Annotated in this window: 21 protein-coding genes; 19 read left to right on the forward strand and 2 right to left on the reverse strand. The window is 37.5% G+C overall.

Annotation, left to right across the window (positions count from 1 at the left end):
* Positions 1-40: 40 nt before the first annotated feature.
* On the reverse strand, positions 41-211 hold the full coding sequence (locus AMET_RS04015) for a DUF362 domain-containing protein (RefSeq protein WP_012062081.1): 171 nt from the start codon (positions 209-211) through the stop codon (positions 41-43).
* A 225-nt stretch (positions 212-436) separates the two neighbouring features.
* Here AMET_RS04015 and AMET_RS04020 point away from each other — a divergent pair, with 225 nt between their 5' ends.
* Together AMET_RS04020 and AMET_RS04025 are read left to right on the forward strand one after the other, a co-directional pair.
* Complete coding sequence (locus AMET_RS04020) at positions 437-1252, forward strand: Asp23/Gls24 family envelope stress response protein (protein ID WP_012062082.1); 816 nt, start codon at positions 437-439, stop codon at positions 1250-1252.
* A 254-nt stretch (positions 1253-1506) separates the two neighbouring features.
* On the forward strand, positions 1507-2760 hold the full coding sequence (locus AMET_RS04025) for a Glu/Leu/Phe/Val family dehydrogenase (protein ID WP_012062083.1): 1254 nt from the start codon (positions 1507-1509) through the stop codon (positions 2758-2760).
* An 85-nt stretch (positions 2761-2845) separates the two neighbouring features.
* Here the strand turns inward: AMET_RS04025 and AMET_RS04030 are convergent, their stop codons facing one another.
* Complete coding sequence (locus tag AMET_RS04030) at positions 2846-3043, reverse strand: hypothetical protein (protein WP_012062084.1); 198 nt, start codon at positions 3041-3043, stop codon at positions 2846-2848.
* A 621-nt stretch (positions 3044-3664) separates the two neighbouring features.
* Between AMET_RS04030 and AMET_RS04035 the strand changes: the two genes are divergently transcribed.
* From AMET_RS04035 to groES, 17 genes are all read left to right on the forward strand, one after another.
* On the forward strand, positions 3665-5353 hold the full coding sequence (locus tag AMET_RS04035) for an L-lactate permease (RefSeq protein ID WP_012062085.1): 1689 nt from the start codon (positions 3665-3667) through the stop codon (positions 5351-5353).
* A 146-nt stretch (positions 5354-5499) separates the two neighbouring features.
* Complete coding sequence (locus AMET_RS04040; RefSeq protein WP_012062086.1) at positions 5500-6213, forward strand: FadR/GntR family transcriptional regulator; 714 nt, start codon at positions 5500-5502, stop codon at positions 6211-6213.
* Between the two features lie 282 nt (positions 6214-6495).
* The gene (locus AMET_RS04045; RefSeq protein WP_012062087.1) at positions 6496-7284 is read left to right on the forward strand and encodes an electron transfer flavoprotein subunit beta/FixA family protein; all 789 of its coding nucleotides are present in this window, start codon (positions 6496-6498) and stop codon (positions 7282-7284) included.
* Positions 7285-7305: 21 nt separating this feature from the next.
* Positions 7306-8532 carry an electron transfer flavoprotein subunit alpha/FixB family protein gene (locus AMET_RS04050; RefSeq protein WP_012062088.1) on the forward strand — a complete coding sequence of 409 codons (1227 nt, stop codon included), beginning with the start codon at positions 7306-7308 and terminating at the stop codon, positions 8530-8532.
* A 13-nt stretch (positions 8533-8545) separates the two neighbouring features.
* Positions 8546-9940: an FAD-binding oxidoreductase gene (locus AMET_RS04055; protein WP_012062089.1), complete on the forward strand. Its 1395-nt coding sequence runs from the start codon at positions 8546-8548 to the stop codon at positions 9938-9940.
* Between the two features lie 162 nt (positions 9941-10102).
* Positions 10103-10474 carry an MTH1187 family thiamine-binding protein gene (locus AMET_RS04060; protein WP_012062090.1) on the forward strand — a complete coding sequence of 124 codons (372 nt, stop codon included), beginning with the start codon at positions 10103-10105 and terminating at the stop codon, positions 10472-10474.
* Positions 10475-10620: 146 nt separating this feature from the next.
* Positions 10621-11343, forward strand: coding sequence for an ABC transporter ATP-binding protein (locus AMET_RS04065; protein WP_012062091.1), 723 nt, complete (start codon positions 10621-10623; stop codon positions 11341-11343).
* Complete coding sequence (locus AMET_RS04070; protein WP_012062092.1) at positions 11343-13025, forward strand: putative ABC transporter permease subunit; 1683 nt, start codon at positions 11343-11345, stop codon at positions 13023-13025. The genes AMET_RS04065 and AMET_RS04070 overlap by 1 nt, the downstream gene beginning before the upstream one ends.
* A gap of 314 nt (positions 13026-13339) precedes the next feature.
* The gene (locus AMET_RS04075) at positions 13340-14098 is read left to right on the forward strand and encodes a DeoR/GlpR family DNA-binding transcription regulator (RefSeq protein WP_012062093.1); all 759 of its coding nucleotides are present in this window, start codon (positions 13340-13342) and stop codon (positions 14096-14098) included.
* A 22-nt stretch (positions 14099-14120) separates the two neighbouring features.
* Entirely contained in the window at positions 14121-15050 is a 930-nt protein-coding gene (pfkB, locus tag AMET_RS04080) for a 1-phosphofructokinase (protein WP_012062094.1), read from the forward strand.
* Positions 15051-15055: 5 nt separating this feature from the next.
* Positions 15056-15511, forward strand: a complete 456-nt coding sequence (locus AMET_RS04085) for a PTS sugar transporter subunit IIA (protein ID WP_012062095.1) — start codon at positions 15056-15058, stop codon at positions 15509-15511.
* A 109-nt stretch (positions 15512-15620) separates the two neighbouring features.
* Positions 15621-17027 (forward strand): PTS fructose transporter subunit IIC, encoded by a 1407-nt coding sequence (locus AMET_RS04090; protein ID WP_012062096.1) that lies wholly within the window; start codon positions 15621-15623, stop codon positions 17025-17027.
* A 216-nt stretch (positions 17028-17243) separates the two neighbouring features.
* On the forward strand, positions 17244-18587 hold the full coding sequence (locus AMET_RS04095) for a PepSY domain-containing protein (protein ID WP_012062097.1): 1344 nt from the start codon (positions 17244-17246) through the stop codon (positions 18585-18587).
* Positions 18577-19098, forward strand: a complete 522-nt coding sequence (locus tag AMET_RS04100) for a GNAT family N-acetyltransferase (protein ID WP_012062098.1) — start codon at positions 18577-18579, stop codon at positions 19096-19098. The genes AMET_RS04095 and AMET_RS04100 overlap by 11 nt, the downstream gene beginning before the upstream one ends.
* A gap of 27 nt (positions 19099-19125) precedes the next feature.
* Entirely contained in the window at positions 19126-20016 is an 891-nt protein-coding gene (locus tag AMET_RS04105; RefSeq protein WP_012062099.1) for a DNA-3-methyladenine glycosylase family protein, read from the forward strand.
* A 37-nt stretch (positions 20017-20053) separates the two neighbouring features.
* Positions 20054-20770, forward strand: a complete 717-nt coding sequence (locus tag AMET_RS04110) for a DUF554 domain-containing protein (protein ID WP_012062100.1) — start codon at positions 20054-20056, stop codon at positions 20768-20770.
* A gap of 287 nt (positions 20771-21057) precedes the next feature.
* The gene (gene groES / locus AMET_RS04115) at positions 21058-21342 is read left to right on the forward strand and encodes a co-chaperone GroES (protein WP_012062101.1); all 285 of its coding nucleotides are present in this window, start codon (positions 21058-21060) and stop codon (positions 21340-21342) included.
* The last annotated feature ends 52 nt before the right edge of the window (positions 21343-21394 follow it).

Below are 21394 nucleotides of genomic sequence, written 5' to 3' on the forward strand. Positions count from 1 at the left end.
CAATTAGGTCATGGGGTTATTAATTACTTGTATTTAGAAATTATTGTGGTTGAGGTGCGTCTGTAGGACAAACGTTGGCACAAGCACCACAATCGATACATCCATCTTCTTCGATTACATAAATGTCATCTCCTGCTGTGATTACATCTACTGGACATTCTGGTTCACATGCGCCACAATTGATACATGATTCATTGATTTTATAAGCCATTATAATAGCCTCCCTATGTATATTTTATTTGGAACTTTAATTGTATTATAGCCATAAAAATGAGGACAGACAATAGAGAAACTCATTTTTTTATAAAAAAGGGCTAATTTATAATGATTATCAGTGTAAATTTTGTTATTTCAGAAAAGACTATGGTATGATAGAAGTGAACTCGTTATAGTCAAAAGATAAAATCTTTATAAGAAAAGAACAGGAGGTGGATTCATGGAAGTAATCGTTCTAGTGGGGTCCAGTGGTACGGGAAAGAGCTATAGGGCAATTCATTTAGCAAAGGAAAAGAAGATTAATTACATCATTGATGATGGCTTATTGATTAGTGGCAATAAAGTATTAGGTGGATTTTCAGCTAAAAGAGAACGGTCCAGGCTAGCAGCTATTAAAAGAGCTTTGTTTTTAGATGAGAAGCATCGAGATGAAATCATAAAGATCATAAAAAAAGAACAACCTAAAAGTATATTAATACTGGGTACTTCAGATAAAATGGTGGAAGCAATTGTTAAAACCCTAAGTTTTGGAACAATAAAAGAGCGGGTCTATATTCATGATATTTCTACAGAGGAAGAAATAAAAATTGCAATAAAACATCGGAAGTATGAAGGAAAACATGTGATTCCAGCGCCTACATTTGAGATTAAAAAACACTTTTCCGGTTATTTTCTCAATCCATTGAAAGTTTTCAGGAATTTCGGTAAAGAAGAACAACAGGAGTTGGAAGAAAAGTCTGTTGTGAGACCTACATTTAGTTATTTGGGAAAATATACAATTTCTGACCGCGTAATTGAAGAATTGATCTATTATGCATCTAGAAAAGTAATTGGAGTCTATCAAGTGCAAAGGATTGATATAAAAAACACAAACTCAGGACTGTTGATTTATGCAGATATTAAAGGGGTTTATGGGAATCCCATTAAATCTTTAGCGGAGTTAGTACAGAGTCAGATTAAGTATGAAATTGAGGAGATGACTTCCTTTCACGTACTTGCAGTCAATATTCATGTGAAAAGCTTGGTGATCCTATAGAAAAGGTTTACAAGCTTTCTTAGGATATGGTATAATGCTAGTGTGAGCTTCTGAAAGGGTTGTAGCCATCTGAATTAGCTGAAATAAGCAAATTTTTTTGTGTTTTTCCCATTAAATAGTTATTTTTTTAACACTACTTAAGATTTAGAATATTCATATTTGATTTTAAGGAAGCTTGGCTTTTTTAAAATAGAGTAACATCTAAGGTTATGCTTTGGTTTTAGAATTCACATATCTATAGGAGGTTATAGAAAATGTCTGAAAAAACACTTAATCCGTTTGAAATTGCACAGCAACAAGTAAAAGGTGCATGTGACAAGCTAGGGGTAGAGGATGCTGTTTATGAAATCCTGAAAAACCCAATGAGAGTAATGGAAGTGGCTATTCCAGTAAAGATGGACGATGGAAGTTTGAAATCCTTTGTTGGTTACAGGTCTCAGCATAATGATGCTGTAGGTCCTTTTAAAGGTGGCGTAAGATTTCATCAAGATGTAAACAGAGATGAAGTGAAGGCTCTTTCTACATGGATGACATTCAAATGTGGCGTTGTAGGTGTGCCATATGGTGGAGGAAAAGGTGGAATCACAGTAGACCCTAGAGATTTATCTCAAGGTGAGTTACAAAGATTGTCAAGAGGATATGCAAGAGCGATTGCACCAATCATTGGTGAAAAAGTTGATATTCCAGCACCAGATGTTGGAACAAATGGACAGGTTATGTCTTGGTTTATAGATGAATATCAAAAAACCACTGGTGAGTTTGCACCGGGCGTATTTACAGGAAAGCCTGTGGACTTTTATGGTTCCCTTGCTAGAAATGAAGCAACTGGTTTTGGTGTTGCGATTATGGCAAGAGATGCTGCTAAAAAAATTGGTCTATCATTAAATGGTGCGACTGTAGCAATTCAAGGATTCGGAAATGTAGGAAGCTTCGCAGCTATATACATGGTTGGTATGGGAGCAAAGGTAACGGCAATTTCTGATCATACTGCATGTATTTTCGATGAAAATGGATTAGATATTGATGCCCTGATTGAGTACGTAAAAGGAAACAAACAAGTACAAGGATTCCCAGGAGCACAAAAGGAATTGCATAGAGATGAATTATTTGGAATGGATGTAGATATCTTAATGCCATGTGCATTAGAAAACCAAATTACTTTGAAAAATGTAAACGATATCAAAGCTAAAATTGTAAGTGAAGGTGCAAATGGACCAACGACACCAGAAGCTGACAAAATTATGTATGATAAAGGAATCATTGTTGTACCAGATATTTTAGCAAATGCTGGTGGGGTTACGGTATCTTACTTTGAGTGGGTACAAAATCTAATGAGATACTCTTGGTCCTTTGAAGAAGTCCAAGAAAAACAAGAAAAATTAATGGTTAAATCATTCGATGATATTTGGACATTAATGCATGAGCATAATGTTGACATGAGAACTGCTGGATACATGATGTCAATTAAGCGAATTGCCACTGCTATGAAGTACAGAGGATGGTATTAGTATTATCGCTTCTAATGAATAAAATAAATTGAGGATATCATTTCCTTGAACCAATAAAAGAAGAGTAGACTGTCATTTTGACGGTCTACTCTTCTTTTATATTTTTTTTGTCTTTTGTACTTTTCTTGTCTTTTTTCTTTAGATGTTGAAACTTATCCTTATCTTCATGATATTCAATGGCTAACTTTCCGATCCGTTGACCGATTAATACTGAAATCCGATACACAAAGGGAATCAGTACAATGATTATCACAATGAGCAGTAGATACAAAAGTATGAGCATAGGGTAACTCCTTTCGAAATCATTGATTGGTATGTATTAAATTATAACATACTAAATTAATAGAAAATCATCGGTTTATGAAGATTCTACTTTGGGGGATCAGACCCTCATTAGTTTTTCTGATGTTTCAAATTTCCTAAGCCGGTGCACTAGAAATAAGGGGAAGTAGTGGGAAAACAAACAAATGCAAGAACAAATAAAAATCCTGCATATTATAGTTAAAAAAATAACGGGAAATAGTACCAACTAAATGGAAATTGCCAAGAATACATCAATTACAATGAAGTGATTGGAAAGTGTGTAACTATATAGAAGATTTCAGTGGAATATATGTAAATTTTCTGAACTAAGCAAGAATATTAAAAGAAGAGTTGAAATGAGTAGAATTATATAGTAAGATAGAGCGGTAAGACCATAGGATGACCCTACGAGATTACCAATAAATACCGCTTGAGAGATGTCACAAATTCAAGAAGGGAGGCTGCTATAAAAGAGATTAAGTGGTTGTGGAAGTCATTATTTAATTAAAAAGAACTATGTAAGAAAAAAATAATGGGTGTGAAATCATAGGGGAGACATAATACGCAAACGAAATAACAAAATGAATAAGGGGGATTTCAAATGTTACATGCAATACTCGCAGCACTACCAATCATATTAACCGTGGTTTTAATGGTGAAGTTTGCTTGGCCGGCTAAGAAGGTAATGCCAGTGGCTTGGGGAGTAGCAGCATTATTAGCACTTGGGGTGTGGGGAATGCCTTTTCAATGGTTAGCTGGAGCCACTGTATTTGGCGGACTAAGTGCCTTTAATATTTTAATTATTGTATTTGGAGCCATTTTATTAATGAATACACTACAAAATAGTGGAGCGATGAAAGTAATTAGTCAGGGCTTTTATGGTATTACCCCAGATAGAAGGATACAAGCAATCATTATTGCTTTCTTATTTACTGCTTTTATAGAAGGGGCAGCAGGATTTGGAACACCAGCAGCTCTAGCAGGACCATTACTAGTCGGGTTAGGCTTCCCACCGCTGGCGGCGGCCATGGTGGCATTGGTAGGAAATAGTACACCGGTTAGTTTCGGTGCAGTAGGAACACCAGTTATCGGTGGAGTCACATCTGTATTGGGCTCACCTGAAACCGTAGCTCAAATAGAAGCAGCAGGAATGACCACCGGAGAATTTATCCATCAAGTGGGAATCTGGTCGGCTCTGCCTCATGGAATCATGGGTGTTTTGATGCCATTAATCATCGTCATGATGCTAACAAAGCTATTTGGTGAGAAAAAGTCCTTTAAGGATGCATTTGAAGTAGCACCATTTGCTATTTTTGCAGGTCTTGCCTTTGTGGTACCATACATTTCAATCGCGGTATTATTTGGACCTGAATTACCATCTCTAGCGGGGGCACTCATCGCACTGATTATTGTGGTTCCTGCCACCAAGAAAGGTTTTTTATGTCCTAAAAACGTATGGGATTTTCCTAAAAAAGATAAATGGGATGCTTCATGGACGGGAACCGAAGAACTGGCAGCGACATCAGAATCAGAACCAGAAGATAAAAAACAAATGGGACTTATTACAGCATGGATGCCATATATCTTAGTATCGGTCATTTTAGTTGTCACAAGAATTCCAGCCTTTGGATTAAAGGATATCCTAACAAGCTATACACTTGGATGGCAAGGAATATTAGGGACAAGCTTGAATTACTCATTGCAATACTTGTATTTACCAGGAACAATTCCGTTTATTTTAGTAGCAATTATCACAATATTCATGCACGGTATGAAAACGGAAGAGGTTAAGGAAACTTGGGGAAAATCTATGAAACAGGTAGGTCCAGCGGCAATTGCACTTGGATTTGCCATTGCAATGGTTCAAGTAATGCTAAATTCAGGAAACAATGTTTCGGGGATGGCGGGTATGACTGTGACAATGTCGGTGGCGGCAGCATCTTTATTCCAAGGAGTATGGCCTTTATTTGCACCGTTTATTGGAATATTAGGGGCATTTATGTCCGGTAGTAATACAACATCTAATATCTTGTTCTCTGCTTTTCAATATAATGTAGCAGATCAAATTGGCGTTTCAAGACTAGTCATTTTAGGGCTACAAGTAGTTGGTGGCGCTGCTGGTAATATGATTTGTGTTCATAATGTCGTGGCAGCCTGTACCACCGTGGGGGTACTTGGTAAAGAAGGAGAGATTATCAAGATCAATGCAATTCCGGCATTTATTTATGCCATCGTAACAGGTCTATTTGCCTATGCTGTGATTCTGCTCTTTGGACCAACATTGTTTTAATTGCGATAAAGTGGAAAACGTTTACAGACAGAGAGCAGGAAAAAATCTTTCTCCTTAAAATTATATGTATTGTGTAAATATATAGTATAATACTACTAAAGGCATAAATTATACTATATATTTTAAGTAGATAGAGGAGTGAAGTAATGTTTCGACCGATCAAAAGTACAAAAGTATACGAACAAGTGGCAGAACAGATTCAAGATATGATTGTAAATGGTGAATTGCAAAAAGGTGACAAGCTTCCTTCGGAAAGACATTTAGCAGAAGAATTACAAGTGAGTAGGGCTTCTATTCGTGAGGCACTACGTGCATTGCAAATCATAGGATTAATTGACGTAAGACAAGGCGAGGGCAGTTATATTAACCATAGTTTTGAGAAATGTTTATTTCAGCCACTCTCCATTATGTTTATGCTACAGCAAAGTAAGCCAGAGGAAATTATTGAGCTAAGAAAGATCATAGAGGTAGAAGCCGCATATTTAGCAGCCAAAAGAGCTGATGATGAAGAAATAGAACAACTTAGAAGTCTCATTGAACAGTTGAAGATTTTAAAGGACCTGGATGACGAAGAGACCAGCGTCTCTGTTGATAAACAATTTCATTATTTGATTGCTAAATCTTCCAAAAACCAATTACTTGTAAATGTACTGAATGTCATTTCTGAGTTGATGGATAAGTTTATTAAAGACGCCCGAGGTATGATTTTAATCCGTGAGGAAAACAAGGAAGTATTAATTAACCAGCATGAAGCCATATTCAAAGGATTGGAAAACCGGGATCCTGATGCGACTGCCGGGGCTATGCAAGCACATATTAAATTTATTATGAAAGAATATTTAAATAGTCCAGTCGCATAAACAAATGAATCGATTTCAACCATAAAACAAAGCCCACTCCATATGCTATGTTTTGCCTTGAGGATGGAAGGAAAAAGCCATGCAAAAGTTGTTAAAAATTAAACTTATATTGCAATATTTAAAACATTGTGATAATTTAAGTTCATGGGAACTGGTATGACCACACTACCACGAGAGAGAAAACAGATAGAGTATAAAAAACATAAGTGAATCAATTAAAAGAAAACATTTCTCAACTCTATCGGTAAGACCATCATACCAAAATACGCAAGGAGGGATATTATGAATATTTTAGTCTGTATTAAGCAAGTTCCAGGTACGACAAAGGTAGAAGTAGATGAAAAAACAGGGGTTTTAAAAAGAGATGGAATTGATTCTAAGATGAATCCCTACGACTTATATGCTTTAGAGAGCGCGATGTACATTAAGGAGAAAGCTGGTGGTAAGGTCAATGTCATCAGCATGGGACCACCACAATCAATGGAAATAATTAGAGAAGCCTTCACAATGGGTGCTGACGATGGGATGCTTTTATCTGATAGAAAGTTTGCCGGTGCAGATGTATTAGCAACGGCGTATACGCTTTCCCAGGGGGCAAAGAAATTTGGGAATACGGATTTAATCATCTGCGGGAAGCAAACAACTGATGGAGACACAGCTCAGGTAGGACCTGAAATGGCAGAATACCTCGGCATTGCTCACGTAGCCAATGTGAGAAAAGTTCTTGAATTAAAGGAAAAATCAATTGTTGTAGAGGTGGATTTACCAGAGTCAGTTGAATTGGTTGAAGTGACATATCCATGTTTGATCACAGTAGAAAAAGGAATTTTTGAGCCTAGACTGCCATCTTTTAAGAGAAAACTAGCTACTCGAGACAAAGAAATTCAAGTGATTTCTATTAAGGATTTTGAAGACCAAAATGAAAAAAGGTATGGATTAAGTGGGTCTCCAACTCAAGTGGAGCGGATATTCCCTCCGGAGTCCAACGATGATCAGGAAATATGGAATGGATCAGGTCAAGAATTAGCAACTAAGATGCTGGATAAATTAGTAGAATTAAAATTTGTATAGAAAAAGGATAGGAGGGATCATATGGGACGATTGATTGTCAATCAAGAAAAGATAAAAAATGTAGAAGAGGCTATTAAGCTATGTCCTTTTAATGCCATTGAATCTATCAATGGGAAGGTGGAAATCAATGGAGCCTGTAAAATGTGTAAAATTTGTGTGAAAAAAGGTTATGACGGTGCTTTTGTATTTGTAGAAGATGACATGCCTAAGGTTGATAAGGATTTATGGAAGGGAATTGCAGTCTATGTAGAGCACACTGAAGGAGTCATCCACCCTGTGACCATAGAGTTGATCGGCAAAGCAAAAGAGCTTGCTGGAAAACTAAATTATCCTGTATATGCAGTTTTCATTGGTGCGGATATTCGTGATAAAGCAGAAGAATTATTGCATTATGGCGTTGATGAAGTTTTCACCTATGATCATAAAGCGCTAAAGCACTTTAGAATTGAACCCTATACTGCAGCCTTTGAAGATTTTGTAAACAAAGTAAGTCCTTCAACTGTTTTAGTAGGAGCAACAACAGTGGGTAGGTCATTAGCTCCTAGGGTGGCTGCTAGATTCAAAACAGGACTAACGGCTGACTGTACAGTGTTAGATGTAAAGGAAAATTCGGATTTAGTACAGATTCGACCAGCATTTGGTGGAAATATTATGGCCCAGATCATTACACCTAATCACAGACCACAATTTGCAACTGTAAGATATAAGGTAATGTCTATGGCAGAAAGAGTGAGGCAAGCATCTGGAAAGGTAACCCTATGCAAAATTGATGAAGAGAAGCTTGTTTCAGGCATTACGGTATTAGGAGTGGAGAAGAAAGAAGCAGAAACCAGTATCTCAGATGCTGAGGTCATTGTTGTAGCGGGCAGAGGAATCAAAGCTCAAAAGGACTTGCAAATGATTTATGACCTTGCGGATGCATTAGGTGGTCAAGTAGCTGTCACAAGACCTCTAATTGAAGCTGGCTGGGGAGATCCTAGAAGACAAATTGGACTCAGTGGACGAACAGTTAGGCCTAAATTAATTATTACTTGTGGCGTATCTGGTGCAGTTCAATTTACAGCGGGAATGAATAACTCTGAATGCATTATGGCAATTAATGAGGATGAAAATGCGTCAATTTGTAAGATAGCTCATTACAGTATTGTGGGAGATATTTACGATATCATACCTAAACTAATGGATAAACTAAAGAATTCTACTCAAGAAGGACTTGGAGTATTAATACAGGATATCAAAGCTGTTTAAGGAGGGATAATGGATGAGTTATAAAAAAGTTGATGAAAAAGACGTTGCTTTTTTCAAATCGATATGTGGTGAGGAACGAGTGTTTTTCGGAAAAGAAATCAATGAAGATTTTGGACGAGATGAGCTAGCAGAGGAACGGGTGATGCCAGAGGTATTGGTAGAACCTAGTTCAACTGAAGAAGTATCGGGAATTATGAGATATGCCAATGAAAACAACATCCCTGTGACACCAAGAGGGCAAGGGACAGGATTAGTTGGTGGAGCAGTGGCCATTCACGGGGGAATTATGCTTAATATGAGTAGAATGAATCAAATATTAGAGATAGATGAGGATAACTTGACATTAACCGTTGAACCCGGGGTATTGTTGATGGAAATCAGTAAATTTGTTGAGGAGCATGATTTGTTTTATCCACCGGATCCAGGTGAAAAGAGTGCCACCATTGCAGGGAACATCAACACAAATGCTGGTGGGATGAGAGCTGTAAAATATGGTGTAACCAGAGATTTTGTTCGAGGACTAGAGGTTGTTTTGCCAAATGGTGAAGTACTAGAAATTGGTGGTAAGGTTGTTAAGAATAGCTCGGGCTATAGTCTGAAGGATCTGATCGTGGGCTCCGAGGGAACCCTGGGAATTGTAACAAAGGCTATTTTAAAGTTATTACCGCTACCAAAAAAGGCCATCAGTTTATTGGTACCTTTTCCTAATTTGGAGTTGGCCATTGAAACGGTTCCTAAGATCATCAAGTCAAAATCTACACCTACAGCAGTTGAATTTATGGTTCGAGATACAATTATTGCAGCTGAAGAGTTTTTGGGGAAGAAATTTCCTGACAATTCAGCCGACGCTTACTTACTATTGACATTTGATGGCAATAGTAAAGAAGAAGTAGAGAGAGCCTATGAAGGCGTTGCCCACATTTGTTTAGAGGCAGGGGCTTTAGACGTGTATATCTCTGAAACTCAAGAAAGACAAGAGGCAATTTGGTCAGCAAGGGGTGCATTCCTAGAAGCCATTAAAGCATCAACCACACAAATCGACGAATGTGATGTTGTTGTTCCAAGAAATCATGTGGCAAAGTTTATCAGGTATACCAATGAGCTTCAAAAAGAATTTGATATTAGGATTCGAAGCTTTGGTCATGCAGGAGATGGTAACCTACATGTTTATATTTTAAGGGATGAACTGACCCAAGAAGTGTGGAAGGAAAAATTAAATGCAGTAATGGATTGTATGTATAGTCGTGCTAAGGAACTTAATGGACAGGTTTCTGGAGAACATGGCATCGGAATCGCAAAAAAAGCCTATTTAAGTGAATCACTAGGAGCAACACCATTGGCTATCATGGCTGGAATTAAAGCATCTTTTGATCCACGAGGGATACTAAATCCAGGCAAGGTATGTTAATCATAACGCATATAAAAGTCATCATGATGATGATAGAATAATAAGAAACAAATGACAGAGGACGCCTAACGATTGAATCGTTAGGCGTTTTTTGAGTGTCATAACAGTATCTATCCTTATGGAATTGTATTGAATCATTTTGATTACAGTGGAGGTGACTCCATGAAGTTGTATAAAGAAGGGAAAGTCGATATAATGGATATAATAAATGTAGAGGAAAAAGGAGGAAAGCAAATGGCAATTATGGAAATTACAGTGGTTCCCCTGGGAACAGGGTCTACTAGTATCAGTCAATATGTGGCATCCTGTCACCGGTTATTAGAAATAGAAGAAGGGATTAAATATCAATTAACACCTATGTCAACTGTGATTGAGGGAGATATAGAAAAGCTTTTTCAAGTGGCACAAAAACTACACCAGGTTCCTGCGGGAGAAGGAGCACAGCGGATATCAACCAGTATTAAAATTGATGACCGTAAAGACAAAGTGAGCACAATGGATGGAAAAATTGCTTCAGTACAATCAAAGCTGTAAAGGAATGATAGAGGGCATCTATGAGATGTCCTCTGTTTGCTTTTAAAGGGATTGGGAAAAGCTAGAAAATATAGAGCAGTCATAGTATACTATAAGAGGAATTGACAAGAATTGAGTAAGGGACAATGGAAGGAACGGTGACATTAATGTTGAAATTAGAAAAGGTGAGTAAAGCCTATCAAAAAGGGACTGTGAAGGCAGTTGATGATATTAGCTTTGAAGTGAAGCCTGGAGAGATTTTTGGTTTTCTTGGGCCCAATGGAGCAGGTAAAACCACGACATTGAAGATGATTGTTGGGCTCTTGAAGCCCGATGAGGGAAACATTTATATAGATGGAATGGATAATCAAGAAGAATCATTAGAAACAAAAAAAATCATTAGCTATGTGCCAGACACCCATGAGGTATATGAGCGGCTGACGGGTATTGAGTATTTAAATTTTATAGCAGATATGTACGCTGTTTCCAGGGAGGAACGGGTACAGCGAATCCAATATTATTTAGAAGTCTTTCAATTAAAGGAGGCAGTTAATGACCTCATTAAAAGCTACTCCCATGGAATGAAACAAAAAATTGTTTTAATCGGTGCGTTGATCCATGATCCTAAAATATTCATATTAGATGAACCAATGGTGGGATTAGACCCAAAGGCATCCTTTCAATTGAAGGAAATTATGCGGCTAAGATGTCAAGAGGGCAAGTCTGTTTTCTTTTCAACCCATGTTCTAGAAGTGGCGGAGAAGCTGTGTGATCGAATTGCCATCATCCGAAAGGGCGAGATTATCGCCTGCGGCACCATGGAAGAAATAAGGGGACAGCGGAAGCAACAAGAGTCCCTGGAAAATATATTCTTGGAGTTGACGGAGTAATGAATCAGTTTATTTCCTTATTGAAAATGCATATGAATGTGAATTTTAGTATTTCTGCCCTTAAATATAAATATTTCAAACAAAAAAATGATTTATGGCAGCCCTTGGCATTTATTGTACTATTTTTAGCTCTACTGCCACTTTACATCACATTGATACGATTCATTCAAGTGGCTTACACTATCTTTGATGAAATCAATCAATCCGGTGTGCTTTTGGTCATGGGTTTTTTAGGGGCTCAGATGCTTTTATTTATCTTTGGAATTTCTCATATCTTTGCTAAGTTTTACTATGCAGAAGATATTCAAAGGCTCATTCCACTACCTATTAAACCGATTCAGTTATTAACTGCTCGTTTTTTTACGGTAATGGTAAATGAGTACCTAACTGTACTTCCCTTTGTGCTGCCAATTTTAATTGTATTTGGAAGCAGAAGTGGAGGTGGGGTTCTTTATTGGCTTTATGCCCTGTTACTCTTTGTTACTTTGCCTATTATCCCCTTAGCGCTTTCAACTATTCTTGTGATGCTCTTTATGAGATATACAAATATCAAAGGAAATCGCGATTTGCTACGGGCGGCAGGTGGTATTCTAATGGTTATTTTCATATTAGGGATTCAAGTGATGATCCGATCCATGACAATTGATGTGCCCGTAGGAGATGAAGTGACCTATCTAGCGGAGCTCATGAAGCAGAATAATGTACTCATCAGACAAATGGGACTTGTGTTTCCACCGGCTATGTGGGCAGCCTATGCCTTGACAACAGTGGGAACAATCACAGGATTTCTTTACTTATTATTATTCATTGGTGTATCTGCCATTATATTTTATTTTATGCTGGTCTTTACCAGAAATTTCTTTTATGAAGGATTAATTGAAGGTCAAGAAATAGCAGTAAAGAAGAAAAAGTTGTCTGATGAAGGTATTCATAAGAAGCTAGGGAAGTTGTCACATCCAATTGTGGCAATGTTTGTAAAAGAGATGAGGCTCTTAGTTCGGACGCCTATTTTTCTGATGAATTCTATTGGGACTGTGATTGTGATTCCCTTTGCCATGGGGATTTCTCTATACATGTCTGGGGATATACTAGGGCAAATCTCTAGCTATTATACACCTGAAAACTTTCTAATCATTCATTTGTTAATGGCGGGATTCATTATTTTTATCAGTGCTTCTAATGGCCTTGCCCCAACATTATTTTCTAGGGAAGGAAAACAGTTTTGGATTGTGAGAATCCTTCCTGTAAAGATTGAGCACCAGCTAATTGGCAAAATTTTAAGTAATTTAGCTGTACAGCTTCTTGCGATTGTACTGCTATTGGGAGCCGCTTCCATTGTGGTTAATTTACAGGTACAAACTGTGATCATTGTCCTCCTACTAGGTATATTGGGGAGCATACCCATTACCCAATTGAGTATGTTCATTGATATTACAAGACCTGTACTAGACTGGGATAACCCTCAGCAGGCAATGAAACAAAATATGAATGTGTTTATATCATTATTGGCGGGAATGGCCTATCTAATTGGGCTAGGTATCATTGCGCGGATTCTGATTGCAATAAACCTAATGCCAATGATTGTATACCTTATATTTGCGGTTGGACTTATTGTATTATCAGGGATTTTATTCAAAAATCTGACAAATCTTACGTACAAAAGATATCGAGAGATATCGTGAAAGATAAAAAGATAAAAAGATAAGGCCAGCTATCCAGAGATAAAATGATGGATAGCTGGTCTTTTTTATATGAAAATTGAAGTTTGTAGGAGGAAATCATTTCTATCTCACAATATTGAGAATAAGGGATTATTAGGGAGTAAACTATAGAAAACGAAAACAAACAAAAATTGAAACGAAAATAAAAAAACATATTGACAGAAAAATCTGAAGGATATACAATTAAATAAACATAAAGAAACCGAAAACGAACATAAAAGTACATGCAAAATAATCCTAACAAAAAATAATGACAAACTAAAAGGGTGAAGCTTATGTTTGCTGAAGAGCGTAAAAAAAATATTGTAGAAGCCATTAACCAGGATGGTAGTGTTAAAGTTGGGAAGCTAGCGGACGTCTATGGTGTCACAGAGGCCACCATTAGAAGAGACCTACAGGAGTTAGAAGAAAAGAAGATGCTCCAACGTACTCATGGTGGAGCTGTTGCTATGGATAGTACAAAATATGAGCTGACAGTACTAGAGAGAAAAGATAGCTATTATCAACAAAAACTCCAAATTGGAATGAAGGCCGCTGAAATGGTTGAGGATGGTGACTCTATTATCATTGATGCGGGAACCACAACACTTCAGATGGCAAGGCACTTGAATAGAAAAAATATTACTGTAGTGACAAACTCTATGACAATTGCTGCAGAACTAGAGGGGAAGCCTGAAATTGAATTAATTATGATTGGAGGCATGGTTAGATGGAGCACCCATGCCTTTGTAGGACCTTTAGCGGAAGAAATGCTTGAAAAAATTAGGGTAGATAAAGTTTTTCTTGGCACCAATGGCATTACTTTGGATGATGGGCTTACCACACCAAATATGCTTGAAGCTAAAATAAAACAAATCATGCTAGCTGTATCTACAGAAAAAATTCTTTTGTGTGATAGCTCGAAGTTTAGTAGGAGATCCTTTTCAAAGATCTGTAAGGTACAAGAAATTGATATGATCATTAGCGATGGCATGGAAGTAATCAGAGACCAGAACAAATATAAGGAACTAGGAATAAAGCTATCAATCGTTTAGCTGTAGGTGTGGAGGTAAAATAATGATTATTACTGTAACAATGAATCCGGCAATTGACCGAACCATAGAAATCGCGGACTTTACCGTAGGAAAAGTAAATAGAATCGAAACCAGTAAAATTGACGTGGGAGGAAAGGGAATCAATGTCTCTAAGGTGATCCAAGAGCTAGGTGGACATAGCATGGCCACGGGATTTGTTGGGGGTGCCACAGGAGAAGAGATAAAGAAGCATCTTAAAGATAAAGGGATTCAATTTAAATTTATTGATGTAGCAGAAGAAACCAGAACAAATATAAAAATGGTAGATAGTCTAAAGGGTATTCAAACGGACTTTAATGAATCAGGAGCTCCGGTAGCAGAAAAAAATATAGTGGCTTTAAAAAAATGTATTGAAGAACTATGTAATCCTGGGGATCTGGTCATCATCGCTGGTAGTACTCCTTGTAATGTAAACCATGATATTTACTTGGAATTAACCCAACTCATTAAAAACAAAGGAGGAAAAGTATTACTAGATGCAGATGCAAATTATCTAATGGAAGGCATAAAGGCAACACCGTTTTTGATTAAACCCAACCTTGAGGAACTACAAAGAGCAATAGGAACCACATTAGAAGGTGTTGAAGCCATAGCCAAAGCAGGAAAAGACATTGTTAAAAGAGGCATCACACATGTCGTTATTTCCATGGGGGAAGAAGGGGCTTTGTTTATTAGAGAAGAAGGAACCATATGGGCTCAAGGGATTCAAGTTCCTGTGGGTAGCACAGTTGGGGCTGGTGATGCAATGGTGGCTGCAATGGCTTATGGGTTAGAGCAGGAGTATGACTATGAGAAGCTGGTACGTCTTTCAATGGCAGCTGGAACGGCGGCGGTTATGACCAAGGGAACTGAGTCAGCAGCACGAGAGAAAATAATTGAAATAGAGAAGCAGGTACAATTAATATCACTATAAGGAGTGTGTTTAAAATAAAAATTGTAGATTTGTTAAATGAAAAAGGAATTCAATTGAATTTGAAGGCAAAAAATAAAGAGGAAGTACTGAAGGAACTTATTGATATATTAGAAGCATCGGGACAATTATCCAATCGAGATGATTTTGAAAGGGCAGTTTTAGAGAGGGAGAATAACTTCTCAACGGGAATCGGCATGGGAGTAGCCATTCCCCATGGAAAGAGTAATGGGGTGAAAGAAGCATCTATTATATTTGGAAGATCAGAAAAAGGAATTGATTATCAATCAATGGATGAAGCACCGGCGTATATATTTTTCTTAATTGCCGTACCAGCGGATTCTAATAATGAACATTTAAATGTGTTAAGTCAGCTCTCTCGTTCATTAATGCACAGTGAAATTCGTGAAGGATTAAAAAATGCTAAAACAGCTCAAGATGTGATTGGTATATTTGAACAGTAAATAAATGAAGTATAGGGTAACAAGTAATATCTGAATTGTAAGGGAAAATGGGGTTGGATTTTATTCAAGTAAAAGATTTTCTTATAATATATTTTAAGGGGGAAGGGAAATGAGGAAAATAGTAGCTGTTACATCTTGTCCTACAGGAATTGCCCATACTTATATGGCGGCTGAAGCTTTACAAATTGCTGCCAAGGAGATGAATGTAGGAATCAAAGTGGAAACAAGGGGATCTGTTGGGGTGGAAAATGAGCTTACAGAAGTAGATATTGCTGAAGCGAACGCTGTCATTTTAGCTGCCGATGCTAATGTCCAACCAGAACGTTTTCATGGTAAGGCCATAATTGAGGTGGGTGTTCAAGATGCAATAAAGGATGCTAAGGGTATTATTGAAGCAGCTTTAGAAGCAGAAGCGCCAAAGGAAAGCTATAAGCAGCAAGTGAGTCAGGCCAAATCTAAACGGAGTCGTTCTAGAAAAGGACCCTATAAGCATTTAATGACAGGGGTATCCCATATGATTCCATTTGTTGTGGCAGGCGGAATTGCAATCGCATTATCCTTTGCTTTTGGGATCGAAGCCTTTCAAGAAGAAGGGACCTTAGCCGCAGCATTGATGAACATAGGTGGTGGTGGTGCCTTTGCTTTGATGGTTCCTATATTAGCAGGCTTTATCGCTTACTCTATTGCTGACCGACCAGGACTGGTACCAGGTATGGTCGGGGGAATGGTGGCAATACAAGTGGAGGCTGGATTTTTAGGGGGGATATTAGCTGGTTTTATGGCAGGGTATACTGTTAATTTCCTTAAACAACATATAAAGCTACCTAAGTCGATGGAAGGTTTAATGCCAGTACTTGTTTTGCCTTTATTTTCAACATTAATTGTAGGATTATTAATGATTTATGTTGTTGGAAAACCGGTGAATGCCCTCAATACAACAATGGAAAATTGGTTGCAGGCCATGTCTGGGACAAATGCAATTTTATTAGGATTGATTTTAGGATTAATGATGGCTTTTGATATGGGTGGGCCAATTAACAAGGCAGCCTATGCCTTTGCCACAGGATTGATTGCATCTGGTATAACAGCTCCCATGGCGGCGGTAATGGGAGCCGGTATGACACCACCTTTGGGTTTGGCATTGGCGACTTTGATTGCTAAAAATAAATTTACTACAGATGAGCGGGAAGCTGGAAAAGCAGCATGGGCATTAGGTGCATCCTTCATCACTGAAGGTGCGATTCCTTTTGCAGCAGCAGATCCTTTCCGAGTCATTCCATCAATCATGGCAGGATCCGCTGTAACCGGAGCATTATCAATGATGTTTAATGTTCAGTTGGCTGTTCCTCATGGGGGTATATTTGTTTTGCCGATACCAAATGCTGTTACTAATTTGATGGGATATATCATTGCTATTGTTGCGGGTACAGTGGTTACGGCCTTGACTGTTAGTGTATTAAAGCCTAGCATGAATGATGAAAATATGGAAAGTCCAGAGACTGGAAAAGCAGCATAGTATAGAAAAAAGTAAGTTAAGGCAGGATGTAAAAAAAAGGAAGCCATGAGAGCTTTCTTTTTTTGCGTGGAGGTAAAATGCCCTATGTATATATATAAATACAATATGCTACCTACAGGCAGAAAATATCAATTCAAGTCGAAAGAACACAATTGCAGAAATAAAAAGATTTGTGGTATGATATACAGTAGGAAAGCAAGGTAGGAGGAAAGACTAATGAATAAATTAAGCAAAGTAAAGAAGGCTGCATTGGTGACATTAGTCATAGCTAGTATTGCTGCAAATTTAATATTTTATAGTCAAGTTAATGTGCTGCAGTCAAAGGTTACCCAGGTTAATGCAGCTATTTCTGGACAGGTTGAGAGAAACATTCGAAGAAGCATGCGTTACACACAGGAATTAAGGGAAACTGAGAGTCCTGAAGCAATGGAAAATCTAAAAAGATCATTAGAAGAGCTTGGCCTAGGCTATACCCATTGGCTGGAGTTAAATCAGACAGAGAGAAGACCAAATACGAGAATGGCCAGGGGATTTGCTGGAGTAGAAGCATTAAGAAATACATTGGCACATCATTTGTACAATCAATATGTTCTCCAGGAAAATACACTAAGTGACTACGATTTTGAGGTACTAGATAGATCTCATGATCTCCTTGATCGCTTACTTTTGGCATATCACAATATCGAAAACAGATTAGACGAGTTGCAGGATCCTGAAATCAGTGATGGGGGATTAGGTCAAATCGTCAATAATATTGAGGAGATGGCAAAATTATACAGACATAGTCGTAGCCCAAACACACACCTTCAGTATCAAACATATGAAGAAATCGTAGAAATAGCAGAGGAATTTTTACCAATGTTAAAGGAGCATACATTACTAGAAGAAAATCAAGAAGTGAAAATACGAGAGGGTGTTCATTTTTATAAATTAGACTACACTGATGGCGATGAAATTGTGTATACCCTATGGATGGATGCTGTGGATGGAAAGATTAGAAATTATGAGCTAAAGCGTTTAGGCGATAAAAATGAAAATCTGACAAAAATAGAAGCACTACAGATGGCAGAAGAATTTTTAAACACTTTTTATACAGAAAATTTTTTAACGGAAGTATTTGAGATGAAGAATGGACAAGAGGATAAATTGATCTATGCCTTCCGATTTACAGCCATTCGAGAAGATGTAGAGATGATCAGTGATGCCTTAGACATACACATTAATGCGAAAACAGGTGAAATCGTTAAACTTAGTAATGACTTTATAGATTCCAATATACCTTATTACTGGATTGATGTTGCTCCTGAGGAAATCATAGAAAGTGAGGAAGAAAAGGAAGAATTGTCTATAATCGAATATAGAGGAAAGGCTCTTATTCGTTCCTTTGAAACTCGGTATCACCCTAGGGTCGTACACAGCTTTTTAGTCATTGAAAGAGAGCAGCCGATGCTGGCATTCTATGATTTGACCACCGGGAGACGCGTGTATCAGATGCATTACATTTATGAGGCAATGCAGAATGGAAATGGGAATAATGAGGAGAATCGTAATGAAAATTAGAGAGTTTCTTCCAGGGGACAGAGAAGTTATTCAAAGGACTCCATGTGAATATGTTTCGGAAGTATACTTTCACCTTACGAAGGACGGATGGAACTATTTCCTAGAAGAACGGCTATTAGATGAAAAAATACAAAAGGAATACACACCTTACTCAATTGGAAAGAATAATGAAGGGCAAATGACTTTTATTATAGAAGAGCAAGATCAATTAATAGGATACATGGAAATGGCCTATGATCAACATAGGAAGCTTTTGCAAATCTTAAATATCTATGTGACAAAAGAACAGCGTAAAAAAGGCCGAGGAAAGACATTGCTAAAGGCATCTAAGGGATATGCACGCTTTAACAAAGCCCGAGGTATTTTAATGGAAATACCCAATGATAATTATCCAGCTATTCAATTAGCCCTAAAGGCGGGATTTGAATTTACTGGTATTGACGAAATTTGCTACCGGAGAGATGGACACAAATCACAAGAGGTAGGACTTCGCTTTACCTTTCATTTCTAGCGCCAGGATTAAGTAGAGGAGCGCCGAATGAATCTAGATATTGTTTATGAAAAAGATCATGTGATTATTAAAGAAATTCATACATTTGAACCTAAACATACATTTGAATGTGGACAATGCTTTCGTTGGGAACGTGAAGAAGACGGCAGTTATACTGGTGTGGTGTATGATAAAGTGCTCAATGTAAAAAAAATAGGAAATGATGTCATACTTTATCCAACCAATCAATTAGATTTTGAAAACATTTGGATAGAGTATTTTGACTTGCATACGGACTATCAAATGATTCAAGAACATTTACAGGCAATAGATCCCGTGATGAAAAAGGCCATTGGGTTTGGACGTGGGATCCGAATTTTACGACAGGATCCATGGGAAACAATCATTTCCTTTATTATTTCGGCAAACAACAATATACCACGAATTAAAAGGGCAATCGACTTAATGAGCCGAGGATATGGACAGCCTGTTGAAGATTTTAGGGGAGGGGCAAATTATACATTTCCTGATGCAGCTACCCTCTCAAAGAGAACTGTAGAGGAGCTGTTGGCCTGTAATACAGGATATCGGGCACCCTATATTTTGAAAACTGCCCAACAGGTTAGCACTGCAAATATAGAATTTCAAAATCTAAAAAAACTAGATAGAGAGTCCTGTCAAAGGCAATTAATGACATTTAATGGTATTGGTCCAAAGGTGGCTAATTGCGTTCTCTTTTTTTCAATGGGAAAATTTGACGCTTTTCCTGTGGATGTATGGGTGAAACGTGTGATGGAAGCCTTATACTTTGAACAGAAAACCTCCCATGAGAAAATACAAGCCTTTGCTGAAAAAAGCTTTGGTGAGTACGCTGGATATGCTCAACAATATTTGTTTTACTACGCAAGAGAGCTGGGAATTGGGAAATCCAAAGCATAGGAAAGAGTATATACAAAAGAATATAGGGGGACTCAAAATGTTAGGGACGATTTATAATGTAATCGCAATCATTGTAGGGGCTTTGCTGGGTGTAATCTTAAGAAAAGGAATACCAGAGGGACACAAAAAAACAATTATGCAAGGGATCGGCCTCAGTGTAATGGTCATTGGGCTATCAGGTGCCCTGAAAACCGAAAATATCTTGTTGATGGTTTTTAGCATTGTAATTGGTGGCGTCATCGGAGAGGCATTGTGTATTGAAAAAAGGCTAGATGGGGTAGGAGACTGGTTAGAGTCAAAGGTAGGACAAAGAGGTGGTTCCGTTGCAAAGGCATTTGTCACTACAAGCTTGATTTATTGTGTAGGTGCTATGGCAATTGTGGGGGCATTAGAGAGCGGATTGACAGGCAACCATCAAACTCTTTATGCCAAATCATTGATTGACGGTGTTTCTTCTATTATATTTGCATCAACTTTGGGGATTGGTGTTATATTTTCTGCTGTGCCTGTGTTTTTGTATCAAGGGTTTATTGCCACTACAGCGGGATTGATTGAACCATTGCTAACAAATGCAGTGATTAATGAAATGTCTGCCATCGGTGGATTGTTAATTGTGGGAATTGCATTTAATATACTAGAGATCAAAAAAATACATGTGGGGAATCTGCTACCAGCTATTTTTATTCCTATTTTTTATGCAATATTACAACCTTATATGGTGCAGATTTCTTCTGTGGTACAGAATTTGTTCTAGGTCCATAACACTAAGAAAGATTTTATTTAGAAATCTTTCTTAGTGTTTTTTTTCTTTTGTTTTTTGAAATTTTTGTAAAATTTCCGAAAAACAATGATAATCAAAGAAATATTGACATAAAATGATTATATGGGGTGTAATGGGATATAATTACACATAGAGCAACTTGATTCATTATTACATTTTAGATACCATTGTAAATGTAATAATTAGCACTCGACTTTAGTGAGTGCTAATAACAAGTAAATTATAAAATAAAAATAAAATTTTTCTAAGGAGGGTTACTCATGAACATTAAACCATTAGGAGACAAAGTTGTTATTAAAAAGGTTGAAGCTGAAGACAAGACGAAAAGTGGGATTGTACTACCAGGAAGTGCAAAGGAACAACCACAAATGGCGGAGGTTGTTGCAGTAGGACCAGGCGGTGTGGTAGAAGGTAAGGAAATTATTATGGAATTAAAAGTAGGAGATAAAGTTATTTTCTCTAAGTACGCTGGAACAGAAGTGAAGCTTGATGGAGAAGAATACACTATTCTAAGACAAAATGATATTTTAGCAGTTGTAGAATAGACTACATAAAAAGTCAACTCGCTTCAGCAAGCTGAAGCATCGGGCAATATAA

It is taken from the genome of Alkaliphilus metalliredigens QYMF, assembly GCF_000016985.1.
Classification (GTDB): Bacteria; Bacillota; Clostridia; order Peptostreptococcales; family Natronincolaceae; genus Alkaliphilus_A; species Alkaliphilus_A metalliredigens.

Coding starts and splice junctions, on each gene's coding strand:
- AMET_RS04070 (WP_012062092.1), top strand. CDS start 11,343: ATGAATCAGTTTATTTCCTTATTGAAAATGCATATGAATGTGAATTTT.
- AMET_RS04015 (WP_012062081.1), bottom strand. CDS start 211: ATGGCTTATAAAATCAATGAATCATGTATCAATTGTGGCGCATGTGAA.
- AMET_RS04055 (WP_012062089.1), top strand. CDS start 8,546: ATGAGTTATAAAAAAGTTGATGAAAAAGACGTTGCTTTTTTCAAATCG.
- AMET_RS04030 (WP_012062084.1), bottom strand. CDS start 3,043: ATGCTCATACTTTTGTATCTACTGCTCATTGTGATAATCATTGTACTG.
- AMET_RS04045 (WP_012062087.1), top strand. CDS start 6,496: ATGAATATTTTAGTCTGTATTAAGCAAGTTCCAGGTACGACAAAGGTA.
- AMET_RS04025 (WP_012062083.1), top strand. CDS start 1,507: ATGTCTGAAAAAACACTTAATCCGTTTGAAATTGCACAGCAACAAGTA.
- AMET_RS04065 (WP_012062091.1), top strand. CDS start 10,621: ATGTTGAAATTAGAAAAGGTGAGTAAAGCCTATCAAAAAGGGACTGTG.
- AMET_RS04050 (WP_012062088.1), top strand. CDS start 7,306: ATGGGACGATTGATTGTCAATCAAGAAAAGATAAAAAATGTAGAAGAG.
- AMET_RS04100 (WP_012062098.1), top strand. CDS start 18,577: ATGAAAATTAGAGAGTTTCTTCCAGGGGACAGAGAAGTTATTCAAAGG.
- AMET_RS04060 (WP_012062090.1), top strand. CDS start 10,103: ATGAAGTTGTATAAAGAAGGGAAAGTCGATATAATGGATATAATAAAT.
- AMET_RS04075 (WP_012062093.1), top strand. CDS start 13,340: ATGTTTGCTGAAGAGCGTAAAAAAAATATTGTAGAAGCCATTAACCAG.
- AMET_RS04020 (WP_012062082.1), top strand. CDS start 437: ATGGAAGTAATCGTTCTAGTGGGGTCCAGTGGTACGGGAAAGAGCTAT.
- groES (WP_012062101.1), top strand. CDS start 21,058: ATGAACATTAAACCATTAGGAGACAAAGTTGTTATTAAAAAGGTTGAA.
- pfkB (WP_012062094.1), top strand. CDS start 14,121: ATGATTATTACTGTAACAATGAATCCGGCAATTGACCGAACCATAGAA.
- AMET_RS04105 (WP_012062099.1), top strand. CDS start 19,126: ATGAATCTAGATATTGTTTATGAAAAAGATCATGTGATTATTAAAGAA.
- AMET_RS04035 (WP_012062085.1), top strand. CDS start 3,665: ATGTTACATGCAATACTCGCAGCACTACCAATCATATTAACCGTGGTT.
- AMET_RS04095 (WP_012062097.1), top strand. CDS start 17,244: ATGAATAAATTAAGCAAAGTAAAGAAGGCTGCATTGGTGACATTAGTC.
- AMET_RS04110 (WP_012062100.1), top strand. CDS start 20,054: ATGTTAGGGACGATTTATAATGTAATCGCAATCATTGTAGGGGCTTTG.
- AMET_RS04090 (WP_012062096.1), top strand. CDS start 15,621: ATGAGGAAAATAGTAGCTGTTACATCTTGTCCTACAGGAATTGCCCAT.
- AMET_RS04040 (WP_012062086.1), top strand. CDS start 5,500: ATGTTTCGACCGATCAAAAGTACAAAAGTATACGAACAAGTGGCAGAA.